We start from the raw sequence: 19,976 nt of genomic DNA, 5'->3' as shown, positions 1-19,976 counted from the left end.
ATCCGGGAGGGCCGGGCAGGGCGCTCCCGTAGGGCTGTATCAGGCCGCGGTCTTGGTCGGCAGGGCGGTCTGGTGGCCGGTGGCCGGCACGACCTTCTTCTTGGCCGGGGCGCGCTTCTTGGGCGCGGCGGCGGGAAGGGCGGCGCGACGAGCGGTCTCGGCATCGATCAGCGGCAGCAGATCGGTGGCGGTGGCGGCCTGGACGGGCGAGCCGGACGAGGAAAGACGCTCGGCGTTGGCGCGCAGGGCCTTCAGGTCGGGATCGCTCATGGTCGGGATCATGTCGGCGAGCGGGGTCATAGGCGTCTCCTTGAACTGCAGAAAAGCAAAGGGGCCGGCGCCGGATCGGCGGCCGGCCCCTCCGTCAGGATTCAGACCTACTCGGCGGCCTTCAGGCGGCCGGCGGATTCCTTGCCCGAGCGAGCGTCGCGCTCGATCTCGTACGAGATCTTCTGGTTTTCGCTGAGGATGCCCAGGTCGGACGTTTCAACGGCCGAGGCGTGGACGAAGACGTCCTTGCCGCCGTCATCCGGTTGGATGAAGCCGTAGCCCTTGGTGGAGTTGTACCATTTAACAGTGCCGGTAGCCATTTTCAGGACCTCCGCTAGCAGTTGACCGCCGGAAGAGTTTCCGGGGCGGTCTGTCGGGTCTGAATGGGATCGGCTTTGGACCTCGGTGCGCGATGCAAAGGGCAGCAGCGTTTCGCAGAGAGATCGACGCAACCCAGATGGGGTCGCCAATTGCGTTCCGCAAGGGGAACCGGAAATAAAAACGGCGGCGAGGGCTTTCGCCATCGCCGCCGTTCGGAAAATCGTTGCGTCGAAAAGCTTCGACGCGAAAGGCTTTAGCCTTCGACCTTCAGCTGACCAGCCGATTCCTTGCCCGAGCGACGGTCGCGCTCGATTTCGTAGGAAACCTTCTGGTTCTCGTCCAGGCCGCGCAGGCCAGCGCCTTCAACGGCCGAGATGTGGACGAAGACGTCCTTGCCGCCGTCGTCCGGCTGGATGAAGCCGTAGCCCTTGGTCGAGTTGAACCACTTAACGGTGCCGGTAGCCATTAGAGACCTCCTGTTGGCGTTGGCCGCAGGGAACGCCCCTGATCGGCCTGTCGGGTCTGAATGGAGCGGCTGGACCTCAGTGCGAAAGCAGAGGGTGGCGTTTCGCAGAGAGATCGACGTTGGGCCTTGTGGACTGTTGCGGCGTCCAAAGCAAGGCGTCGTGGTCAGTCGTCGGCGGGATCGGACTTCGCACCGCCGTAGTGCTGCTGGCACAAACGACGCAGATCCGCGCCGAGGGTGGGGCCGTACAGGGTGTCCTGGATGCGGTCGAATCCCTCGGAGGCGAGGGCCTGTTTGATGTCGCCGACAGTGCGGCAACGACCCTCGCGCGCGAGTTGATAGGCGCGCTCGAGGGTCGTGGGTCGAAGTGTGCTCATCGCCCTATATGGGCGCACCGCCGCGGAAACGCGAGTTCCACGCTGAAATCAGAAGGCGAAGCTGATGCCCGCGACCAGTTGGTCGGCGTAGGTCGGGCTGGGGTTGTCGACGTCGGTGCCGTACCAGCGGACCTCGGCGTCCATGTGGTCGGTCAGGGCGTAGACCGCGCCGATGTTGTAGGCGGTGTAGTCGATGCTGTTTTCCTGGTCGCGGTAGCCGAGGGCGGCCGAGACTTCGAGCTTGTCGGTGAACTCCCAACCCACCTGGCCCTCGACCCAGGTCCACTGCTCGGTCGTGCCGGTGCTGTCCGGCGAATACTGGAAGCGCAGGCGGGTCTTGGCCGGGCCGATGGCGCGTTTGGCGTCGACGCCGAACTCCCAGGTGTCGTCGTCGTAACCTTCGACCGAGTCGACCTGGATCTTGTAGGTCGCGCTGAGGTCGAACTTGAAGCCGGCCCATTCCGGACGGGCGCCGGCGGCGAACTGCGCTTCGAGGTTCGAACCGCCCGAGCTGTCGATCGATTGCAGCTGCGGCGACACGTAGAAGAGACCGTCGTCGCTCTGCCATTCGACATCGGCATAGCCGTACGGGTCGCCGTTGGTCTTCGACACGCCCTTCGAGCGGTTGTCGCTGTAGGCCCCGAAGGCGAAGCTCCAGTTGTCGGCGGCTTCCTGTGCGGCGGCGGCCGTGGCGCAGGTGAACAGGGCGGTCGCCGCGATAGCGACGGTCGTCAGGGTGCGGAGGATCATTTGGGGGGCCTCGGTTTGATTCGAGGCGCGGTCTATCGGCGTTTTCTGTCGAAAATGTTACAGGCTTCCGAGAATTCGTCCGCCAACCGACATATAAGCTCTGCCGTAGTCGGGATGTCCTTCACCGCGGCGGCTCCCTGTCCAGCGGACCACACGGTTTTCCAGGCCTTCGCCTCCTCGCCCATGTCGAGTTTGTGCTCGGGCAGGGATTTCGGATCGATGCCGTTTTCCTTCAGGGAAGGTGTCAAAAAGTTGGCCGGAATCCCCGAAACAGCGGCCGTGTAGGTGATGTCCGCCGAGCCCGATTCGACGATCATGTCCTTGTAGTGGATCTGGGCCTGGCTCTCGGCCGTGGCGATGAAGCGGGTGCCCATGTAGGCGAAGTCGGCGCCCATCATCAGGGCGGCGGCGACGTCGGAGCCGGTCGACAGGCAGCCGGACAGGATGATCGTGCCCTCGTAGAAGCTGCGGACCTCGTCGACGAGGGCGAAGGGATTCACCACCCCGGCGTGACCGCCCGCGCCGTTGGCCACGAGGATCAGGCCGTCGACGCCGGCCTCGGCCGCCTTGCGGGCGTGGCGGACGTTGGCGATGTCGTGGAAGACCACGCCGCCGTAGCCGTGCACCGCATCGACCACGTCGCGGACGGCGCCCAGCGAGGTGATGATCAGCGGCACCTTCTCCTCCACCGAGACCATCATGTCGGCCATCAGGCGCGGGTTGGTCGGGTGGACGATGTGATTGACGCCGAACGGCGCGGCGTCGGGGGTCAGCCGGCTTTTGATCTCATGCAGCCACTCCCGATAGCCCTCGGTGGTGCGCTGGTTCAGCGACGGGAAGGTGCCGATGACGCCGGCGTTGCACGCCTCGACCACCAGGTCCGGGCCGGAGACGAGGAACATGGGCGCCGCGATGACCGGCAGCTTGAGTCCCTTTTGCAGCGAAGCCGGAATGGCCATGAGGTTTCCCCAAGTTGTCTTTCGCTACGGATAGCGGGGTGTCGTGGGGGAAGGCAAATGGTCCTTCATCCCGGTGGCGGAGCACCGGAGAGAGCGGTACGCAGGGCGATCAATCCGGAGACCCCCCATGAACCCGCCGCCGATCACGCTCCAGGAACGCCGTCAGCGGCTGCAGCGGCTGGAGGCGGCGATGGAGGCGCAGGGGCTGGCGGCGGTGCTGATCGATGCGACGTCGAGCCTGCGCTATTTCACCGGCCTCGTGTGGTGGCGGTCCGAGCGGATGATCGCGGCGCTGGTGCGGCCCGGAAAGCCGCTGACCTACATCTGTCCGCGGTTCGAGCTGGACAAGGTCGGCGGCTCGGTCGGCGTGCCCGGCGAGTTCCTGACCTGGGAGGAGCATGAGAGCCCCTATGCGCTGGTGGCCGATGCGGTGCCGACGGGCGTGCTGGCCGTGGACGAGCAGGCGCCGGTGTTCGCCTGGCTGGGGCTGGCGGATGCGTTGGGGGTGGAGCGGCTGCGTGGCGCGGGGGCGCTGATCACGCCGCTGCGGGCGCGGAAGTCCGAGGCCGAGATCGCCCTGATGACGCGGGCCAAGGCGCTGACGCTGGAGGCGCACCGGCGGGCGCATGCGAGCCTGGAAGCCGGGGTGCGCGGGTCGGAGGTGGCGGCCTTCATCGACAAACAGCATCGGGCGCTGGGCGCGGACGGGGGCAATACCTTCTGCATCGTCTCGTTCGGCCAGGACACCTCGCTGCCCCACGGCGGGGAGGGCGATCCGGAGCTGAAGGAGGGCGACGTGGTGCTGATCGACACCGGCTGCGCCCTGGACGGCTACAACGCCGACATCACCCGGACATACGTGTTCGGCGAGCCGACGGCCGAGGTGCGGCGCATCTGGGAACTGGAGCACGCGGCCCAGGCCGTGGCGTTCGACGCGGCGAAGCTGGGCGAGCCGTGCGAGGCGGTCGATGCGGCCGTGCGGGTCTTCCTGAAGGCCGAGGGGCTGGGGCCGGACTACCAGCTGCCGGGCACGCCGCACCGGACGGGCCACGGCATCGGCCTGGACATCCATGAGGCGCCGAACCTGGTGCGCGGCGACGGCACGCTGCTGGACGTCGGCATGTGCTTCTCGAACGAGCCGATGATCGTCGTGCCCGGGAAGTTCGGCATCCGGCTGGAGGACCATTTCCACATGACCGCGGCCGGGCCGAAGTGGTTCACCCAGCCGCAGCCGAGCCTGGACGAGCCGTTCCGGGGCGTGGGGGCGCTGGCCTGATCCGACCCGCCGACTGTCGACGGGCGGGGCCCGGGCGCGAAGAAAGCCGGCCGTCGCCGGCCGGCTTTCGACGCAGTCCCGGACCGGGTCAGGCCTGGCCGGTGGCGCCGGTGGTCAGTTTTTCCATAGCCTGGTCGATCGAGAAGCTCGCGGCCTTCTGGGCCGGCGGGAACTCGGCGAAGGTGGCGATGAACTCGCCGACAAGCGCCTGCGCCGGGACGAGCAGGTAGGCGTGATCGAGCAGCCAGTCGTAGTAGGTGTTCGACGTCCGGTCGGCCCGCTCGTACGGGTCCGTGCGCAGGTTGAAGATCTTGGGCAGGCGCAGCGCGGTGAACGGCTCGGCCCAGATCTGCAGAGTGCCTTTGCAGCGCTGTTCCAGGAAGACCATCTTCCAGTTGTCGTAGCGCAGGCACACGACGTCGCCGTCATCGTTGAAGTAGATGAACCCGGGTCGCGGGCTCTCCTTCTCCTTGCCGGTCAGGTAGGGCGTCAGGTCGTAGCCGTCGAGGTGCGACTTGAACTTGTGGCCGTCGAGGGTGGCGCCCTTCTTGAGGTCTTCCTTGACCGACGGGGCGCCGGCGATGTTGGCGAAGGTCGGGAACCAGTCGAGGTGCGAGGCGATGCCCCTCAGCTTCGAGCCGGCCTCGATCTGCCCCGGGAAGCGCACCAGGCACGGCACGCGATAGGCGCCTTCCCAGTTGCTGTTCTTCTCGCTGCGGAACGGCGTCGTGCCGGCGTCCGGCCAGGAGTTCTGGTGCGGGCCGTTGTCGGTCGAGTACATCAGGAAGGTGTTGTCGGCGATGCCCAGTTCATCGAGCAGGTCGACCATCTCGCCGATGTTCAGGTCGTGATCGATCATCACGTCATGATACTCGGACTGCCAGCGGCCGGACTGACCGATGCTCGAGTCCTTGGCGTGGGTGCGGAAGTGCATGTGGGTCGTGTTGAACCACACGAAGAACGGCTCGTCGGCCTCGACCGAAGCCTTGATGAATTTCTTGGCGGCGGCGAGAAATTCCTCGTCGACGGTCTTCATTCGCTCTTTGGTCAGCGGGCCGGTGTTGTCGATCTTCTGCCCGCCCTTGCCGTCGGCCCAGCAGTGCAGAACGCCGCGGGGGCCGTAGTTCTTGCGGAAGTCGGGGAAGTCCTTGGCCGGCGGATAGTCGCGCAGTTCGGGCTCTTCCTCGGCGTTCAGGTGGTAGAGGTTGCCGAAGAACTCGTCGAAGCCGTGCATGGTCGGCAGGTGTTCGTCGCGGTCGCCGAGGTGGTTCTTGCCGAACTGGCCGGTGCGGTAGCCCTGGTTCTTGAGCATCCGCGCGATGGTCGGGATCTCCTTCTTCATGCCGAGCGCGGCGCCCGGCAGGCCGACCTTGGTCAGGCCGGTGCGCATGCCGGCCTGGCCGGTGATGAAGGAGGCCCGACCGGCGGTGCAGCTCTGCTCCGCATAGTAGTCGGTGAACATCGCGCCTTCGTGGGCGATGCGGTCGATATTGGGCGTCTCGTAGCCCATCACCCCGTGAGAATAACAGCTGAGGTTGTGCTGACCGATGTCGTCACCCCACAGGATGAGGATATTGGGCTTTGAACTCGGCATGTGAAATCCCTCTCGCAAGCAACAGCGCCGGAGCGACCGGTGATTGCGCCGCCGGCCGTGTCGCAACACTAGCGACAGGGGCGGGTGGGGATATCGGGTCGATTCCCCAGTCGAATCCGTGGCGACCCAGCGGCTGCATGAATTCGGGTGGCGCTCCCGCTTCCGTGAATGCGCGCGGGCTGCGATAAGCGCCCCCATGACCACAGACACCTCCGGCCTGCACCAGCTGGGCCAAATGATCGCCGCGCCGACCTCGCCCGAAGAGGCGGTGCTGGAGCGCGTGCCGAACCCGCATCCGGACACCCTGTACCTGGCGCGCTTCACGGCGCCGGAGTTCACCAGCCTGTGCCCGGTGACGGGCCAGCCGGACTTCGCCCACATCGTCATCGACTATGCGCCCGGCCCGTGGCTGGTCGAGAGCAAGTCGCTGAAGCTGTACCTGACCAGCTTCCGCAACCACGGCGCCTTCCACGAGGACTGCACCGTGGCCATCGGCAAGCGGCTGGCCGACCTGCTGCAGCCGAAATGGCTGCGCATCGGCGGCTACTGGTATCCGCGCGGCGGCATCCCGATCGACGTCTTCTGGCAGACGGGCGTCGCGCCGGAGGGGCTGTGGCTGCCCGACCAGGGCGTGCCGACGTATCGCGGCCGGGGCTGAGAGCGGCGCATATGGCCGGGAGGGAGGAGGCCGGGTTCGGCGGTCCGGGACCGCTGCATCTGCGGTCGTTCAACCGGCAGGGGTGGCTGATGGGCCTCTGTTTGCTCGGCGTGGGGATCGTGAAGCTGGGGCTCGTGCTCTGGAGCGGCGAGCCCGTGTCGTGGATGGCGGGCCTGGGGATCGGAGTCTTCCTGGCCTCAGGCACGCTGTTTGCGGCGCTAGGCCTGCACCCGGTCGAGCTGTGGGCGGATGACGTCGGGATTCACTGGCGGCAGATATTCTGGCGCCGGACCTTCCCGTGGGCGCGGGTCGAGGAGATCGGCATCCGCACGGACAAGAATTTCGAGGGCTACGATAAGCCGGTGGTGCGGGTGCTGACCGGTTTCCGGACCCCGCCCAACATTCCGCCGGCGCTGGGTCTGCGATTGACGCCCCTGCCGGGGGAACAGTCCGGCATGGTGGCGGCGCGCCGCGGTCTGAGCGGTTTCGATATCGGCCTCAACAACGTCTTCGACGTGGGCCTGGGCGACCTGGTCGAGGAGTTGCAACGACGGCAGGCGCTGGCCCGGGCGGCCGAATAGCCGAGGCTTCGCAAGCGGTTCCCACGCCCCCCGGAAGACCCGCCGGAAACATGACGGCGATGTAATCCGGACGGCGTTTGACCTCGCGCGCGGGTATGCCAATGTCCCGGCCGTCCGGGTTCGAGGGGGCCCGGCGAGACCTTCAAAACCTTCCCCCATCTTGCCCTGCGGATATCCGCAGATGGAGGCGATCGTGCATAGACGTGACTTCCTGTCTCTCGGCGCTGTGGGAATGGGGGGGCTGGTCCTGCCCTCGATGTTCGCCGGCACCGCCATCGCCGCCCAGGACCTGGTGTCGACGCTCGACGTCCGACTCAAGAAGAGCCTGGCCGACGCGGGGATGAACGCGGCGACGCAAGCCGGGGCCAGCTACTGCGACGTGCGCGTCGGCCGGTACCTGCGCCAGTTCGTGATCACCCGCGAAGCCAACGTCGAGAACATCGTCAACACCGAGTCGACCGGCGTCGGCGTCCGCGTGATCGCGGACGGCGCCTGGGGCTTCGCGGCGACGAACGCGATGACGCCCGAGGCCGTGGCCCAGACCGCGCGTGACGCCGTCGCCATCGCCAAGGCCAACGCCGGGACGCTGACCTCGCGCGTGCAGCTCGCGCCGGTGACCGGGGTGGGCGAGGTGTCGTGGAAGACGCCGATCGTCAAGAATTCGATGGAAGTGCCGATCGAGGAGAAGGTCGAACTGCTGATGGGGGTCAACTCGGCCGCCATGGAGGCGGGCGCCAACTTCGTCCAGTCGATGCTGTTCCTCGTCAACGAGCAGAAATATTTCGCCAGCACCGACGGCTCGTACATCGACCAGGACGTGCACCGCATCTGGGCTCCGATGGACGTCACCGTCATCGACCAGGCGAGCGGCAAGTTCCGCAACCGCGAGGGCCTGTCGGCCCCGATGGGCCTCGGCTTCGAATATCTGAACGGTTCGCCGTCGGGCAAGACGACCCTGCCGAACGGCGTGGTCGTCTACGGCAACTCGTACGACATGAAGGAGGACGCCATCGCGGCGGCCCGCCAGGCGCGCGCCAAGCTGACGGCGCCGTCGGTCAAGCCGGGCAAGTACGACCTGGTGCTGGACCCGTCGCACACCTGGCTGACGATCCACGAGTCGGTCGGCCACCCGCTCGAGCTGGATCGCGTGCTGGGCTACGAGGCGAATTTCGCCGGCACCAGCTTCGCCACGATGGACAAGATGCGCGACCGCTTCCAGTACGGCAGCGACAAGGTCAATCTGTTCGCCGACAAGGTGCAGCCGGGCAGCCTCGGCGCCGTGCCCTATGACGACGAGGGCGTGGCGACCAAGAAGTGGGACCTGGTCCGCGACGGCAAATTGGTCGGCTACCAGGCGATCCGCGACCAGGCCCATATCGAGGGCAAGGCGGCCTCGGACGGCTGCTGCTACGCCGACAGCTGGGCCAGCGTTCAGTTCCAGCGCATGGCCAACGTGTCGCTGGAAGCCGGCAAGACGCCGCTGAGCGTCGCCGAGATGATCTCGAACGTCGAGGACGGCATCTACATCGTCGGCGACGGCTCGTTCTCGATCGACCAGCAGCGCTACAACGCCCAGTTCGGCGGCCAGCTGTTCTTCGAAATCAAGAACGGCGCGATCACCCACCAGATCGAGGACGTCGCCTACCAGATCCGCACGCCGGAGTTCTGGAACGCCTGCTCGGCGATCTGCGACGAGCGCGACTACCGCCTGGGCGGATCGTTCTTCGACGGCAAGGGCCAGCCTTCCCAGTCTTCCGCTGTCTCGCACGGGTCCAGCACCGCGCGCTTCGACGGCATCAATGTCATCAACACCGCTCGTTCGCTCGGCTGATCGCGCAAGGAGACCGACCCATGAGCATTCTTCCTGAAGCACAGGCCAAGGCCATCCTGACCAAGGTCGTGGGACTCTCCACGGCCGACGAGTGCGTCGCGCAGCTGAACGGCGGGACGCGGGGCAACATCCGCTTCGCCCTGAACAACGTTTCGACCAGCGGGATCGTCGACGACATCGAACTGGCCGTGCAGGTCGCGTTCGGCAAGCGCGTGGGCATCGCCACGATCAACCAGTTCGACGACGCGTCGCTGGAGCGGGTCGTGCGCCGGGCCGAGGAGCTGGCGCGCCTGGCCCCGGAGAACCCCGAGTTCATGCCGGCGATCGAGGCCCAGACCTTCACCCCGACCGCGACCTTCAGCCCCGCGACCGCGGCGATCACGCCGGCCGATCGCGCCAGAGCGGCCACCGCCTCGATCGCGCCCTGCAAGGCGTCGGGTCTGACCGCCGCCGGCTATCTGGAGGACGTGACCGGGTTCGTCTGCTTCCTGAACAGCAAGGGCAACTACGGCTACCAGACGTCGACCAGCGTCGACTACACCTGCACCGTCCGCACCGAGGACGGCCGCGGTTCGGGCTGGGTCGGGCACAACGTCCAGGACATGGCCGCCTTCGACGCCGACGCCGACGTGCGCATCGCCATGCGCAAGGCCAGCGCCTCGGCCGACGCCATGGCGCTGGAGCCGGGCAAGTACACCGTGATCCTGGAGCCCGCTGCGGCCGCCGGCCTGATCGGCTTCATGATGAACTTCTTCGACGCGCGTTCCGCCGACGAAGGCCGCAGCTTCCTGTCCAAGCCGGGCGGCGGCAACAAGATCGGCGAACAGGTCTTCGGCCCCGAGGTCAGCTTCCACACCGACCCGGCCTATCCGGACGCGGCGGTCTATCCGTGGGACAACGAAGGCATGCCGCGCGCGCCGATGCCGATCGTCGAGAACGGCCGGATCGTGAACCTGGAATACTCGCGCTACTGGGCCCAGAAGCAGGGCAAGACGGCGCTGGCCGGCACGGGCAACCTGATCATGGCCGGCGGCGACAAGTCGACGGCCGACCTGATCCGCTCGACCGACCGCGGCATCCTGGTCACCCGCACCTGGTACATCCGCATGGTGGACCCGCAGACGGTGCTGCTGACCGGCCTGACCCGCGACGGGACGTTCTACATCGAGAACGGCCAGATCAAGCACCCGATCAAGAACTTCCGGTTCAACGAGTCGCCGGTGATCATGCTCAACAACGTCGAGGAGCTGGGCCGGCCGGTGCGCGTGCAGAGCGACGAGGGCGGCTATGTCATGGTCCTGCCGGCGATGAAGCTGCGCGACTTCACCTTCACCTCGCTCTCGGACGCCGTCTGACGGTGTCTGCCCGGCCGTCGGCATGAATCGATCGCAGTTCCTTCGGCTGGGTTTGGGTGGTCTGGCCGGTCTGGCCCTGGCGGGGCCCTCGCGGGCTCTCGCCCGGACCGGCTACGATTTCTGGTTCACGCGGCTGCGCTACGACTCGGGCGACTGGGACGTGGATCAGCGCATGCCGTCGAACCTGATCACCTCGCTGATCGACTACACGACGCTGCGCGTGGATCCGACGGAGCGGGTGATCGCCCTGTCGGACCCGCGCATGCTGACGGCGCCGTTCTGCTATCTGGCGGGGCACAAGCTGGTGGAGTTCTCGGCGGCCGAGCGGCGCAATTTCGAACGCTATGTGCGGAACGGCGGCTTCGTCTTCGTCGACGATTGCAACCACGACATCGACGGCCTGTTCGCCCGTTCGTTCGAGGCGCAGATGCGCTCGATCTTCGGGCCCGATGCGCTGAAGACCCTGCCCGACGAGCACCCGATCTATCGCAGCTTCTTCACCTTCGACGGGCCGCCGAACACGGGCCTGGAGCTGAACGGCTGGGGCGACGATCTGGTGCACGACTACCTGAAGGGCATCGAGATCAACGGCCGTCTGGGCGTGCTGTACAGCAACAAGGATTACGGCTGCGAGTGGGACTACGACTGGCGGAACAAGCGTTTCCTGGCCGAAGACAACACGCGGTTCGGGGTCAATGTCGTGATGTACGCCCTGTCCTCGTGACCGCCTGAAACAGCCTCCGCCCTTCGCCTCCCACTTCGTACCCCTCCCCGGGAACTCCCATGACCAAAGCCGTCTCCGAAGCTGATATCCAGGCGCAGTTCGCGCGTCTGGGCCAACTGCGCGCCGCCATCGGCCAGGCGATCGTCGGGCAGGAGGACGTGGTCGAGCAACTGTTGATCGGCCTGCTGGCCGGCGGGCATTGCCTGCTGGAAGGCGTGCCCGGCCTGGGCAAGACCCTGCTGGTGCGCTCGCTGGGCGAGGCGCTGAAGCTGGAGTTCCGCCGGGTGCAGTTCACGCCCGACCTGATGCCCAGCGACATTCTGGGCACCGAGCTGCTGGAAGAGGATCACGGCACGGGCCACCGGCATTTCCGCTTCCAGCCCGGTCCGGTGTTCACCAACTTGCTGCTGGCCGACGAACTGAACCGGACGCCGCCGAAGACCCAGGCCGCGCTGCTGGAGGCGATGCAGGAACGGACCGTCAGCTATGGCGGCGTGACCCACGTGCTGCCGTCGCCGTTCTTCGTGCTGGCGACGCAGAACCCGCTGGAGCAGGCGGGCACCTATCCGCTGCCGGAGGCGCAGCTGGACCGTTTCCTGCTGCACATCCGCGTGGACTATCCGACCGAGCAGGAGGAGCGGGACATCCTCGCCCAGACCACAGGCTCGCGCTCCGGCGTGGTGCCCGAGGTGATGCACGGCGAGGAGGTCCTGGCGCTGCAGGCGCGGGTGCGTGAAGTGCATTTCAGCGAGGCGCTGCTGACCTGGGTGACGACGCTGGTGCGGGCCAGCCGCCCGGGCGAGGGCTCGCCCGAGGACATCCGCAAATATGTGAAGTGGGGCGCCGGGCCGCGCGCCGGTCAGGCGCTGATCCTGGCGGCCAAGGCCCGCGCGCTGCTGAACGGCCGCCTGGCCGCCACGCGCGAGGACGTCATGGCGCTCGCCGCGCCGGTGATGCGCCACCGCCTGCTGCTGTCGTTCGCCGCCGAGGCCGAGGGCCGCAGCGCCGACCAGATCATCGCCGCCCTGGTGCGCGCCACGCCGATGCGGGACGCCTGAGGGCTCCTTTCCGCATGATCGACTTCCTCCCTCCTGACGTACGAAGCCGGCTGAAAGGCCTGCGCCTCGTCACGCGCCGGGCGGTGGGAGGGCAGGGGATCGGCCTGCACCAGAGCCACAGCCGCGGCGCCGGACTCGAGTTCGCCCAGTACCGGGCCTACGAGCGCGGCGACGAACCGCGCCAGATCGACTGGAAGCTCTACGCCCGGTCGGACAAATTCTTCGTGCGCGAGGCGGAGCGCGAGAGCCCGGTGGCGGTCTGGATCCTGATCGACGCCAGCGCCTCCATGAGCCAGGCGGACCCGGTGCGTCCGGAGTGGTCGCGGCTGGATGCGGCCAAGGCGCTGACCCAAGGCATGGCCGAGCTGGCCCTGCGACAGGGCGACCGGTTCGGCTGGGCGGCGCTGAGTGATCAGGGGCTGAAGCTGCTGGCGCCGGCGACCGGGGCGCGTCAGCGCGACCGGCTGCTGCTGGAGCTGGCGCCGTTGCGGGCGGGGGGCGGCTTTGCGCGGGACGAGCAGCTGGCGCCGCTGTGGGAGCGGATCGGCGCCCGCGATCTGATCGTGGTGCTGAGCGACTGTTTCGAGCCGGGCGTGATCGACCTGATGGAACGGCTGTCCGCCGCCGGACGCGAGGTGCTGGCGGTCGAGATGCTGACCGTGGGCGAGCGTGATTTCGCCTTCAGCGGCGGTCATCGCTTCCGCGATCCGGAGACGGGCGAGGAGCTGGTCGGCGACGCGCCGGCGCTGCGGGCGGAGTTTCTGCGCCGGTTCACCGAGGCCCGGGCGGCGCTGCATGCGCGGCTGGCGCGGGCGGGCGTGCGCCATGCGGAGCATGTGCTGGACCAGCCGCTGGATCAGCCGCTGCGCCGCCTGTTCGGCGCCCATGACGCGGCGGAATACGCATGACGCCGGGCCTGTTGCTGCCTGCCGCCCTGGCGGCGCTCGCCGCGATCCTCGTGCCGCTGGCGATCCACATCGCGCGGCGCAGCGAGGAGCGGCCGGTCGTGTTCGCCGCCCTGCGCTGGCTGCGGCAGAAGCCGCGGCCGAAGTCGCGTCTGCGGTTCGACGAGAAACTGCTGCTGGCGGCGCGCATCCTGTTGCTGGCCTTGCTGGCGCTGTGGCTGGCGCATCCGGTGCTGTCCGGCGCGGCGGGCAAGGCGGCCTATGTCGCCGTGGCGCCGGGCGCGGACGTGGCGCAGGCGGGGCACGTCGGGGAAGAGGCGGTGGCCGACTATGGGCGGTCGCACTGGCTGGCGCCCGGCTTCCCGGCGCTGAAGGAGCCGGTGCCCTCAGGCGGCGCGCCGATCGCCAGCCTGATCCGGCAGCTGGATGCGGACCTGCCGGCGGGGACGCCGCTGGTCGTCGTCGTGCCGGCGGTCATCGAGGGCGCCGACGCCGAGCGGCCGCGCCTGTCGCGCCGCGTGGACTGGCGGGTCACGCCCGGGGCTGCGCCGGCCATGCGGGCGACGCCGGTCGCCGTTCCGGGCCTGTCTATCCGTCAGGGCGATCAGGCGGCCGGGGTGCGCTATCTGCGCGCGGCGGCGCTGGCCTGGCAGCCGGCGGGACGGGCTGCGGATGTGGAGATCGGCGGCGTGGACGCCGCCCTGCCGCCGGTGACGCGAAAGCTGGTCAGGCTGGATGGCGGCACGCTGCCGGCCGGGCTGCTGGACTGGGTGGAGAAGGGCGGGACGGCGCTGGCGGCGTCGGACGCCGTGTTCCCGGCCGACGCTGACCGGGTGGTGGTCTGGCGTGATGCGCTGGGCCGTCCGCTGGTCGAGGCGGCGCCGATAGGGACGGGGCGGCTGATGCGGTTCACGCGGCGGCTGGCGCCGGCGGAGATGCCGGAACTGCTGGAGGCCGACTTCCCGGTACATCTGCGGGCCGTGCTGGAACCGGCGGCGACGGCGCCCGCGCGGGTGAGCGCGGCGGATTATGCGCCCGCGACCGGGGCGCGGCATTTCGAGCCGCCGCCGATGGACCTGCGTCCCTGGCTGGCGGTGCTGATCGGCCTGGTGGTGCTGGTCGAGCGGTGGCTGGCGACGCGTCGCAGACGGGCGGTGAGCCCATGACCGCTGCGGCCCTGATCTCCAGATGGACCGGTCCGGCGCGCCGGCGCGGGCTGCTGAACGACGCCCTGTTGTTCGCGCCGATCGTCCTGGCGCTGTCGGTGCTGGCATGGCGGCTCGCGGGCCTGCCTGTGGGAGCCGCGGTGTTGGCCGTCGGCGTCCTGGTGGGCCTGATCGTGGCCTGGCGGCGGGCGGCGCGCTTCGATCGTCCGTGGCTGGTCGGTAAGCTCGACGGATCGCGGCGCGACATGGAGGACAGCAGCGAGCTGTTGTTCGCCGATCCCGGGACGCTGGGCGACCTGCAGACGCTGCAGCGCCAACGCTTGTTCGACCGTCTGGAGACGGGCAGCCCGGACGCCCTGGCGGCCGACTGGCGGCGCCGTCCGATCATCGCGGCATGGGCCGTGGCCCTGGTCGTGATCGCGGGCGCTCTTCTGTGGCCGCGCGGCGAGGATCGGCCGGTGGTGCTGTCGCCGGCGGCCGAGAGCCTTCCGGCGGTCGCGGGCGTGCCGCGTCTGGTCGGGCAGAACCTGCGCATCATTCCGCCGGCCTACACCGGCCTGCCGATGAGGGACGAACCGCGGCTGGACGTGCGCGCGCCGCAGGGATCGCGGCTGGAATGGACCCTGCGCTTCGAGCCCGAAGCGACGGTTCCGGCGCTGGTGACCCTGGGCGGGGCGAAGATGGCGTTGCGGCGCTCCGGCGACGTCTGGGTCGCCAGCCGGGTGCTGGACGCCTCGTTCCTGTACCGCGTCGACGCCGCCGCCGGGCGAGGCCCGGTCCCGCCGTTGCACCGGGTCGATGCGATCCCGGATGCGCCGCCCTCGATCAGGGTCGTGTCGCCGACCGAAAGCCTGAGCCATGTGACGGAAGGCCAGCGGACGTGGACGCCGGTCTTCGCCGTCACCGACGACTACGGCGTCGCCGCCAACGCCCGGCTGCGCATCACCCTGGCGATGGGCGAGGGTGAGAACATCACCTTCACCGAGCGCGAGATCGCCCTGACCGGCAGCGGCTCCGCGCGCGACCGGCGCTTCTCGCAGCGGCTGGATTTCGCGGCCCTGGGCTTCGGGCCGGGCGGCGACCTGGTCGTTCAGCTGATCGCCCGGGACAACCGCTCGCCCGGTCCGCAGGAAGTCCGCGGGCCGAGCCTGATCCTGCGCTGGCCGTCGGCGAACCAGGCCGAGGGCTCGGGCCTGGAGGGCATGGTCACCACCACGCTGCCCGCCTATTTCCGCAGCCAGCGTCAGATCATCATCGACGCCGAGGCCCTGGTCGCCCGGCAGGGCCGCCTGTCCGCCGACGACTATTCGCAGCGTTCCTTCGTCATCGGCGGCGATCAGGCGCTTCTGCGCGCCCGCTACAGCCAGTTCCTCGGCGGCGAAACCGAAGGCGAGCCTCAACTGCCGACCAGCGAGGCCGGCGCGCAGCATACGGACGACGACGGTCACGACCACGGGCCGCGTCAGGCGGCGCCGACGTTCGGGGTGGTGGAAGACGTGCTGGCCGAGTTCGGCCATCCGCACGACGACTCGCCCGCCGCCAGCCTCGATCCCGAGACCCGCGAGCTGCTGCGGCAGGCGGTCGACGAGATGTGGCAGTCGGAGGTGCAGCTGAAACAGGGGCGGCCGGACCTCGCCCTGCCGCACGCCAACCGGGCCCTTAACTTCATCAAGGAGGTGCAGCGCGCGACGCGGATCTTCCTGCAGCGGGTCGGCCCGAAACTGCCGCCGATCGATCCGACGCGCCGCATGACCGGTGAACGCGAGGGCATCGCCAGCCGTCGTCTGCCGTTGGCCCCGGTCGAGGCTGGCGACGGACCCGTGGCCGCCGCGTGGCGGGCGCTGGGGCAGGGGCCGGAGGCGGTGCGGGGACCGGTCGTTCTGGACGCCCTCGAGCGGTGGATCGGCGCCAACGGCGATCGCTTGCCGGACGCGCTGGCGCTGTCGGGCGCTGTGGACGCCGTGCGCCGTGATCCGGACTGCGCCTCCTGCCGTCAAAGACTGCGCGCCCTGCTGTGGACGGCGATGGAGCGGCCGACGGGCGATCTCGTCCGCCGCCGTCCCGCCGATGACGCCGGAGCCCGCTATCTCGGCGCGCTGGAGGGGGGCGGGTGATGACGCCGAAGCTGATCCTGGCCGTCGTCCTGACCTGCGGGGTGCTGGCCGCATGGGTGCGCCTGATCCTGTGGAGCCGGTCTGCGGCGCGCGAGGCGAGGGGCGCGCCGTGGCGCGTCGCCGTGCTGCTGGCGCTGCAGCCGGTGTGCGCGGCGCTGTTGTTCTTCTGTCTGTTCCCGCCGGGCGTTCGGCTCGCCTCCGGAGCCCTGACGATCGCGACCGCGGGGGCGCCGGCGTCGGCGACCGGCGCGCGTGTCATCACCCTGCCTGAAGCCCCCGCCATCGCCGGAGCGGAACCGGCCCCGGACCTGGGGACCGCCCTGCGGCGTCATCCGGACACGCGTCGCATCACCGTGCTGGGGCGGGGCCTGACGGCGCGCGACCGGGACGCGGCGAAGGGGATCGCCATCGATTTCGAGCCGGCGCCGTTGCCGCGTGGGCTGGCAGCGCTGAACGGGCCGCAGCGGGTCGCGCCGGGCGCGCGCTTCGAGATCGGCGGCGGGCTGTCGCGGCTTTCGGGCGCGACGGTCGATCTGATCGACCCCGCCGGGCGAGTGACCGATACGCAGAAGGCGGACGCTGACGGCCGCTTCATCCTGTCCGGAACGACGCGGTCGGCGGGCCTGACGACCTTCGTCGTTCGCGTCCGCAGCGGCGGGCGCGTGGTCGAGCAGGCGGATGTTCCGGTGCAGGTCGACGACGGGGCCGCGCCGCGGCTGCTGATCATGGCCGGCGCGCCGGGGCCGGAGGTCAAATATCTGCGCCGTTGGGCGACCGACGCGGGCTTCGCCGTCACGGTCCGCACCACCGCCGGGGGCGGGGTCGAGATCGGCGACGCGCCGGTGGCGGTCAACAGCGGCACCCTGCGCGGGTTCGACGCCGCCATCATCGACGACCGCAGCTGGGCGGGCCTGGGGGCCGGTCGCGCCGAGGTGCTGGCGGCGGTGCGGGGCGGCATGGGTCTGGTGCTGCGGTCCGGCGGCGTGCCGGAAGACGGGGCTCCGGCCCAGTGGCGGTCGCTTGGATTCACGGTGAGCGGAAGCGGCGAGCCCGTGGCGATCGCCCTGCCGGCGGCGACGGACGCCGACATCGCAAGGACGCGGCGTGGCATCCCGGCGCCGGATGCGTCTTCGGACCTGGATATCGACGAGGAATTCCTGCCCGAGATCCGCCGCCTGGCCGCGACGCCGGGGGGCGACGGTGCGGTTCCTGTGGTGCGCGATGCGGGCGGGGCGACCCTGGCCGCCTGGCGGGCGCTTGGCCGGGGCCGGGTGGCGGTGTTCACCGGCATCGACAGCTTCGGCCTGACCCTGACCGGCCGGAACGATCTCTATGGCGACTGGTGGGGGACGATGCTGTCGACCGTCGCACGGCCCGCCGCGGGTGCGGCGCTGGCCTTCGCCGGACCGGCCTGGGTCGGCGACCGGGTCGCCCTGTGCGGCCTGGCCACGGACGCCCGCGTCGAAAAGCCGGACGGAACCCTGACGACGGTGCGGGTCGGCCCGGGCGCCGGACGTTGCGCCGGCTTCTGGCCGACCGCGTCCGGATGGCATCTGCTGCGCACGACCTCGGCCGGCGCCGGGGAACAGGTCTGGCCGTTTTACGTGCAGCCGGCCGACCGCCTCGCCGGCGTGCGGGCCGCGCGCGACCGGGATGCGACGCTGATGCTGCGCAACGCTGGACCCGCCCGGTCGGACGCAGCCGTGCGGAGCCCGGAGGTTCCGGGATCGCCGTGGCCGTGGTTCTTCGCCTGGCTGGCCGCCGCCGGCGGGCTGTGGTGGTTCGAACGTTCGGGCCTCGGACGGCTGACCGCACGTCCCTGATCAGCCGAGCGAGCGCGCCGTATTGATGACGTTGATGCCGTCGAACCGGGTGGTCGACGAGCCATGGCTGACCGCCGAGACCTGGCTGGGCTGGCCCTTGCCGTCGAAGAACGAGCCGAACAGGCGGTAGTCGCTCTCGTCGCAGGTGGCGCTGCAGGCGTTCCAGAACTCCGGCGTGCGCATCTGGTAGGCGACGTCGGCCAGCGGACGGGTGATCTGGCCGTCCTTGATCTCGTAGAACAGCTGGCCGCCGAACTGGGCGTTGTAGCGCTGCTGATCGATGGAATAGGAGCCGCGGCCGAGGATGTAGATGCCGTTCTCGACGTTGCCGATCATGTCGGCGGCGGTCATCGGCGTCGCGCCCGGACGCAGCGAGACGTTGGGCATGCGCTGGAACTGGATGGTCGACCAGGAGTCGGCATAGGAGCAGCCGGCCGCCTGGGTGTCGCCGAGGATGTGGGCCTGGTCGCGGGTGGCCTGGTAGTCGACCAGCACGCCGTCGCGGATCAGCGGCCAACTCTTGCTGGCGACGCCCTCGTCGTCATAGGCGACCGCGCCGAGGCTGCCCGCCTGGGTGCGGTCGGCGACGATGTTGACGATGTCGCTGCCGTATTTGAACCCGGCCTGGCGCTTGTCCAGGGTGGCGAAGCTGGTGCCCGCATAGTTGGCCTCGTAGCCCAGCACCCGGTCCAGCTCGAGCGGATGGCCGACAGACTCGTGGATGGTCAGGCCGAGGTGGCTGGGGTCGAGGACGAGGTCGTACTTGCCCGGCTGCACCGAGGCGGCGGTCAGCTTCTCGCGGGCCTGGCCGGTGGCGGCGACGGCGTCGGCGCGCATGTCGTAGGACTTGCCGTAGACTACCACGCCGTTGGGCATGGTGATGCGGTCCTGCGGACGGCCGTCCAGATATTCGTAGCCGAGGCCCATCGGCGAGGAGAGGCCGTCGCGGGTGCGGAACTTGCCCGACGCCTGGTCGATCGCCGTGACGGTGAACGGCGCCCAGATGCGGTGCACGTCCTGGTCGATGTAGGAGCCGTCGGTGCTGGCGAAATATTTCTGCTCGTTGACCAGGAACAGGCGCGAGGCGACGAAGCTGGCGCCGGCCTCGATGGCCGCGGCGTTGACGCCCATCAGCAGGCCGATCTTCTCCTCGATGGGCACGGTCATGCCGTTGCGCTGGATCGGCGTGCGCCAGCTCTGCTCGCCCATGGCGGCGGCGGGGGCCAGCTGAACCGGGGTGGTCTGGTTGGCGGCGTTGGCCTTGGCGATGGCCGTCGCGAGGCGGGCGGCGTCGGCCACGGCCTCGGCGGTCAGGATGTTGGTGGCGGCGAAGCCCCAGGCGCCGTCGGCGATGACGCGGACGCCGGCGCCGCTGGACTCGGTGTTGACGACGTTCTCGACGTTCGCCTCTCGGGTCATGATGAACTGGCGCATGTAGCGGCCGACCCGGACGTCGCAGTAGCTGGCGCCCGCATTCGTCGCGGCGCTGAGGCCCGCATCGGCGAGCCGCTTCTTCACGGCCACGTCGATGGTTTCGACCAGTTGCTCGGCGGCGATGGCGCGTCCGCCGAAGCCGGGGAGAAGCAGGCCGCCGGCGCCGATGCCGCAGGCGGCGAGAAACTGACGTCTATCCAAGGCTTACTCCCGGGGAAGTCCTGTCTCGACAAGGACTGGAACTGCGCACGATGCCCATCGCGCCGTAGAGTCGCGAGCGTGGCGGCCGCACCTTCGCCGCAGTCGTCACCGGG

19 protein-coding genes are annotated in these 19,976 nt (G+C 69.3%); 11 read left to right on the top strand and 8 right to left on the bottom strand.

The window, feature by feature from the left end:
* Positions 1–39 precede the first annotated feature (39 nt).
* The 6 genes from GGR12_RS16335 to GGR12_RS16310 form a co-directional block, all read right to left on the bottom strand.
* Positions 40–300 carry a hypothetical protein gene (locus GGR12_RS16335; protein WP_183205919.1) on the bottom strand — a complete coding sequence of 87 codons (261 nt, stop codon included), beginning with the start codon at positions 298–300 and terminating at the stop codon, positions 40–42.
* A gap of 77 nt (positions 301–377) precedes the next feature.
* Positions 378–590: a cold-shock protein gene (locus GGR12_RS16330; protein WP_183205917.1), complete on the bottom strand. Its 213-nt coding sequence runs from the start codon at positions 588–590 to the stop codon at positions 378–380.
* A 254-nt stretch (positions 591–844) separates the two neighbouring features.
* Positions 845–1,057, bottom strand: coding sequence for a cold-shock protein (locus GGR12_RS16325; protein WP_183205915.1), 213 nt, complete (start codon positions 1,055–1,057; stop codon positions 845–847).
* A gap of 164 nt (positions 1,058–1,221) precedes the next feature.
* Positions 1,222–1,434: a hypothetical protein gene (locus tag GGR12_RS16320; RefSeq protein ID WP_183205912.1), complete on the bottom strand. Its 213-nt coding sequence runs from the start codon at positions 1,432–1,434 to the stop codon at positions 1,222–1,224.
* 48 nt (positions 1,435–1,482) lie between these two features.
* Complete coding sequence (locus GGR12_RS16315; RefSeq protein WP_183205910.1) at positions 1,483–2,184, bottom strand: TorF family putative porin; 702 nt, start codon at positions 2,182–2,184, stop codon at positions 1,483–1,485.
* Between the two features lie 32 nt (positions 2,185–2,216).
* Positions 2,217–3,143: an NAD(P)H-dependent flavin oxidoreductase gene (locus GGR12_RS16310; RefSeq protein ID WP_183205909.1), complete on the bottom strand. Its 927-nt coding sequence runs from the start codon at positions 3,141–3,143 to the stop codon at positions 2,217–2,219.
* A 127-nt stretch (positions 3,144–3,270) separates the two neighbouring features.
* On the opposite strand from GGR12_RS16310, the gene GGR12_RS16305 reads away from it, so the two are divergent.
* Complete coding sequence (locus GGR12_RS16305; RefSeq protein ID WP_183205907.1) at positions 3,271–4,419, top strand: M24 family metallopeptidase; 1,149 nt, start codon at positions 3,271–3,273, stop codon at positions 4,417–4,419.
* Positions 4,420–4,507: 88 nt separating this feature from the next.
* Here the strand turns inward: GGR12_RS16305 and GGR12_RS16300 are convergent, their stop codons facing one another.
* Positions 4,508–6,013, bottom strand: a complete 1,506-nt coding sequence (locus GGR12_RS16300) for an arylsulfatase (protein WP_183205906.1) — start codon at positions 6,011–6,013, stop codon at positions 4,508–4,510.
* 196 nt (positions 6,014–6,209) lie between these two features.
* Here GGR12_RS16300 and queF point away from each other — a divergent pair, with 196 nt between their 5' ends.
* From queF to GGR12_RS16250, 10 genes are all read left to right on the top strand, one after another.
* Positions 6,210–6,671 (top strand): preQ(1) synthase, encoded by a 462-nt coding sequence (gene queF / locus GGR12_RS16295; protein WP_183205903.1) that lies wholly within the window; start codon positions 6,210–6,212, stop codon positions 6,669–6,671.
* 11 nt (positions 6,672–6,682) lie between these two features.
* A complete protein-coding gene (locus tag GGR12_RS16290) occupies positions 6,683–7,252 on the top strand; it encodes a hypothetical protein (RefSeq protein ID WP_183205901.1) in 570 nt (189 codons plus the stop codon).
* Positions 7,253–7,445: 193 nt separating this feature from the next.
* Positions 7,446–9,083, top strand: a complete 1,638-nt coding sequence (locus tag GGR12_RS16285) for a metallopeptidase TldD-related protein (RefSeq protein ID WP_183205899.1) — start codon at positions 7,446–7,448, stop codon at positions 9,081–9,083.
* Between the two features lie 20 nt (positions 9,084–9,103).
* A complete protein-coding gene (locus GGR12_RS16280; protein ID WP_183205897.1) occupies positions 9,104–10,438 on the top strand; it encodes a TldD/PmbA family protein in 1,335 nt (444 codons plus the stop codon).
* 22 nt (positions 10,439–10,460) lie between these two features.
* Positions 10,461–11,162 (top strand): DUF4159 domain-containing protein, encoded by a 702-nt coding sequence (locus GGR12_RS16275; RefSeq protein WP_183205895.1) that lies wholly within the window; start codon positions 10,461–10,463, stop codon positions 11,160–11,162.
* Between the two features lie 59 nt (positions 11,163–11,221).
* Positions 11,222–12,220 carry an AAA family ATPase gene (locus GGR12_RS16270; protein ID WP_183205893.1) on the top strand — a complete coding sequence of 333 codons (999 nt, stop codon included), beginning with the start codon at positions 11,222–11,224 and terminating at the stop codon, positions 12,218–12,220.
* 14 nt (positions 12,221–12,234) lie between these two features.
* Entirely contained in the window at positions 12,235–13,128 is an 894-nt protein-coding gene (locus GGR12_RS16780; protein ID WP_183205891.1) for a DUF58 domain-containing protein, read from the top strand.
* Positions 13,125–14,291, top strand: a complete 1,167-nt coding sequence (locus GGR12_RS16260) for a BatA domain-containing protein (protein WP_183205889.1) — start codon at positions 13,125–13,127, stop codon at positions 14,289–14,291. The genes GGR12_RS16780 and GGR12_RS16260 overlap by 4 nt, the downstream gene beginning before the upstream one ends.
* Positions 14,288–16,405 carry a DUF4175 family protein gene (locus GGR12_RS16255; RefSeq protein ID WP_183205887.1) on the top strand — a complete coding sequence of 706 codons (2,118 nt, stop codon included), beginning with the start codon at positions 14,288–14,290 and terminating at the stop codon, positions 16,403–16,405. Before GGR12_RS16260 ends, GGR12_RS16255 begins: the two co-directional genes overlap by 4 nt.
* Complete coding sequence (locus GGR12_RS16250) at positions 16,405–18,228, top strand: carboxypeptidase regulatory-like domain-containing protein (protein WP_183205885.1); 1,824 nt, start codon at positions 16,405–16,407, stop codon at positions 18,226–18,228. Before GGR12_RS16255 ends, GGR12_RS16250 begins: the two co-directional genes overlap by 1 nt.
* On the opposite strand, the gene GGR12_RS16245 is transcribed toward GGR12_RS16250, so the two are convergent.
* Positions 18,229–19,863, bottom strand: a complete 1,635-nt coding sequence (locus tag GGR12_RS16245; RefSeq protein ID WP_183205884.1) for a TldD/PmbA family protein — start codon at positions 19,861–19,863, stop codon at positions 18,229–18,231. It abuts the gene before it with no gap.
* Between the last annotated feature and the right edge of the window lie 113 nt (positions 19,864–19,976).

It is taken from the genome of Brevundimonas lenta, from assembly GCF_014196335.1.
GTDB lineage: Bacteria > Pseudomonadota > Alphaproteobacteria > Caulobacterales > Caulobacteraceae > Brevundimonas > Brevundimonas lenta.
Note: the sequence above shows the minus strand (reverse complement) of the source record. Positions and strands in the feature narration are given on the sequence as shown.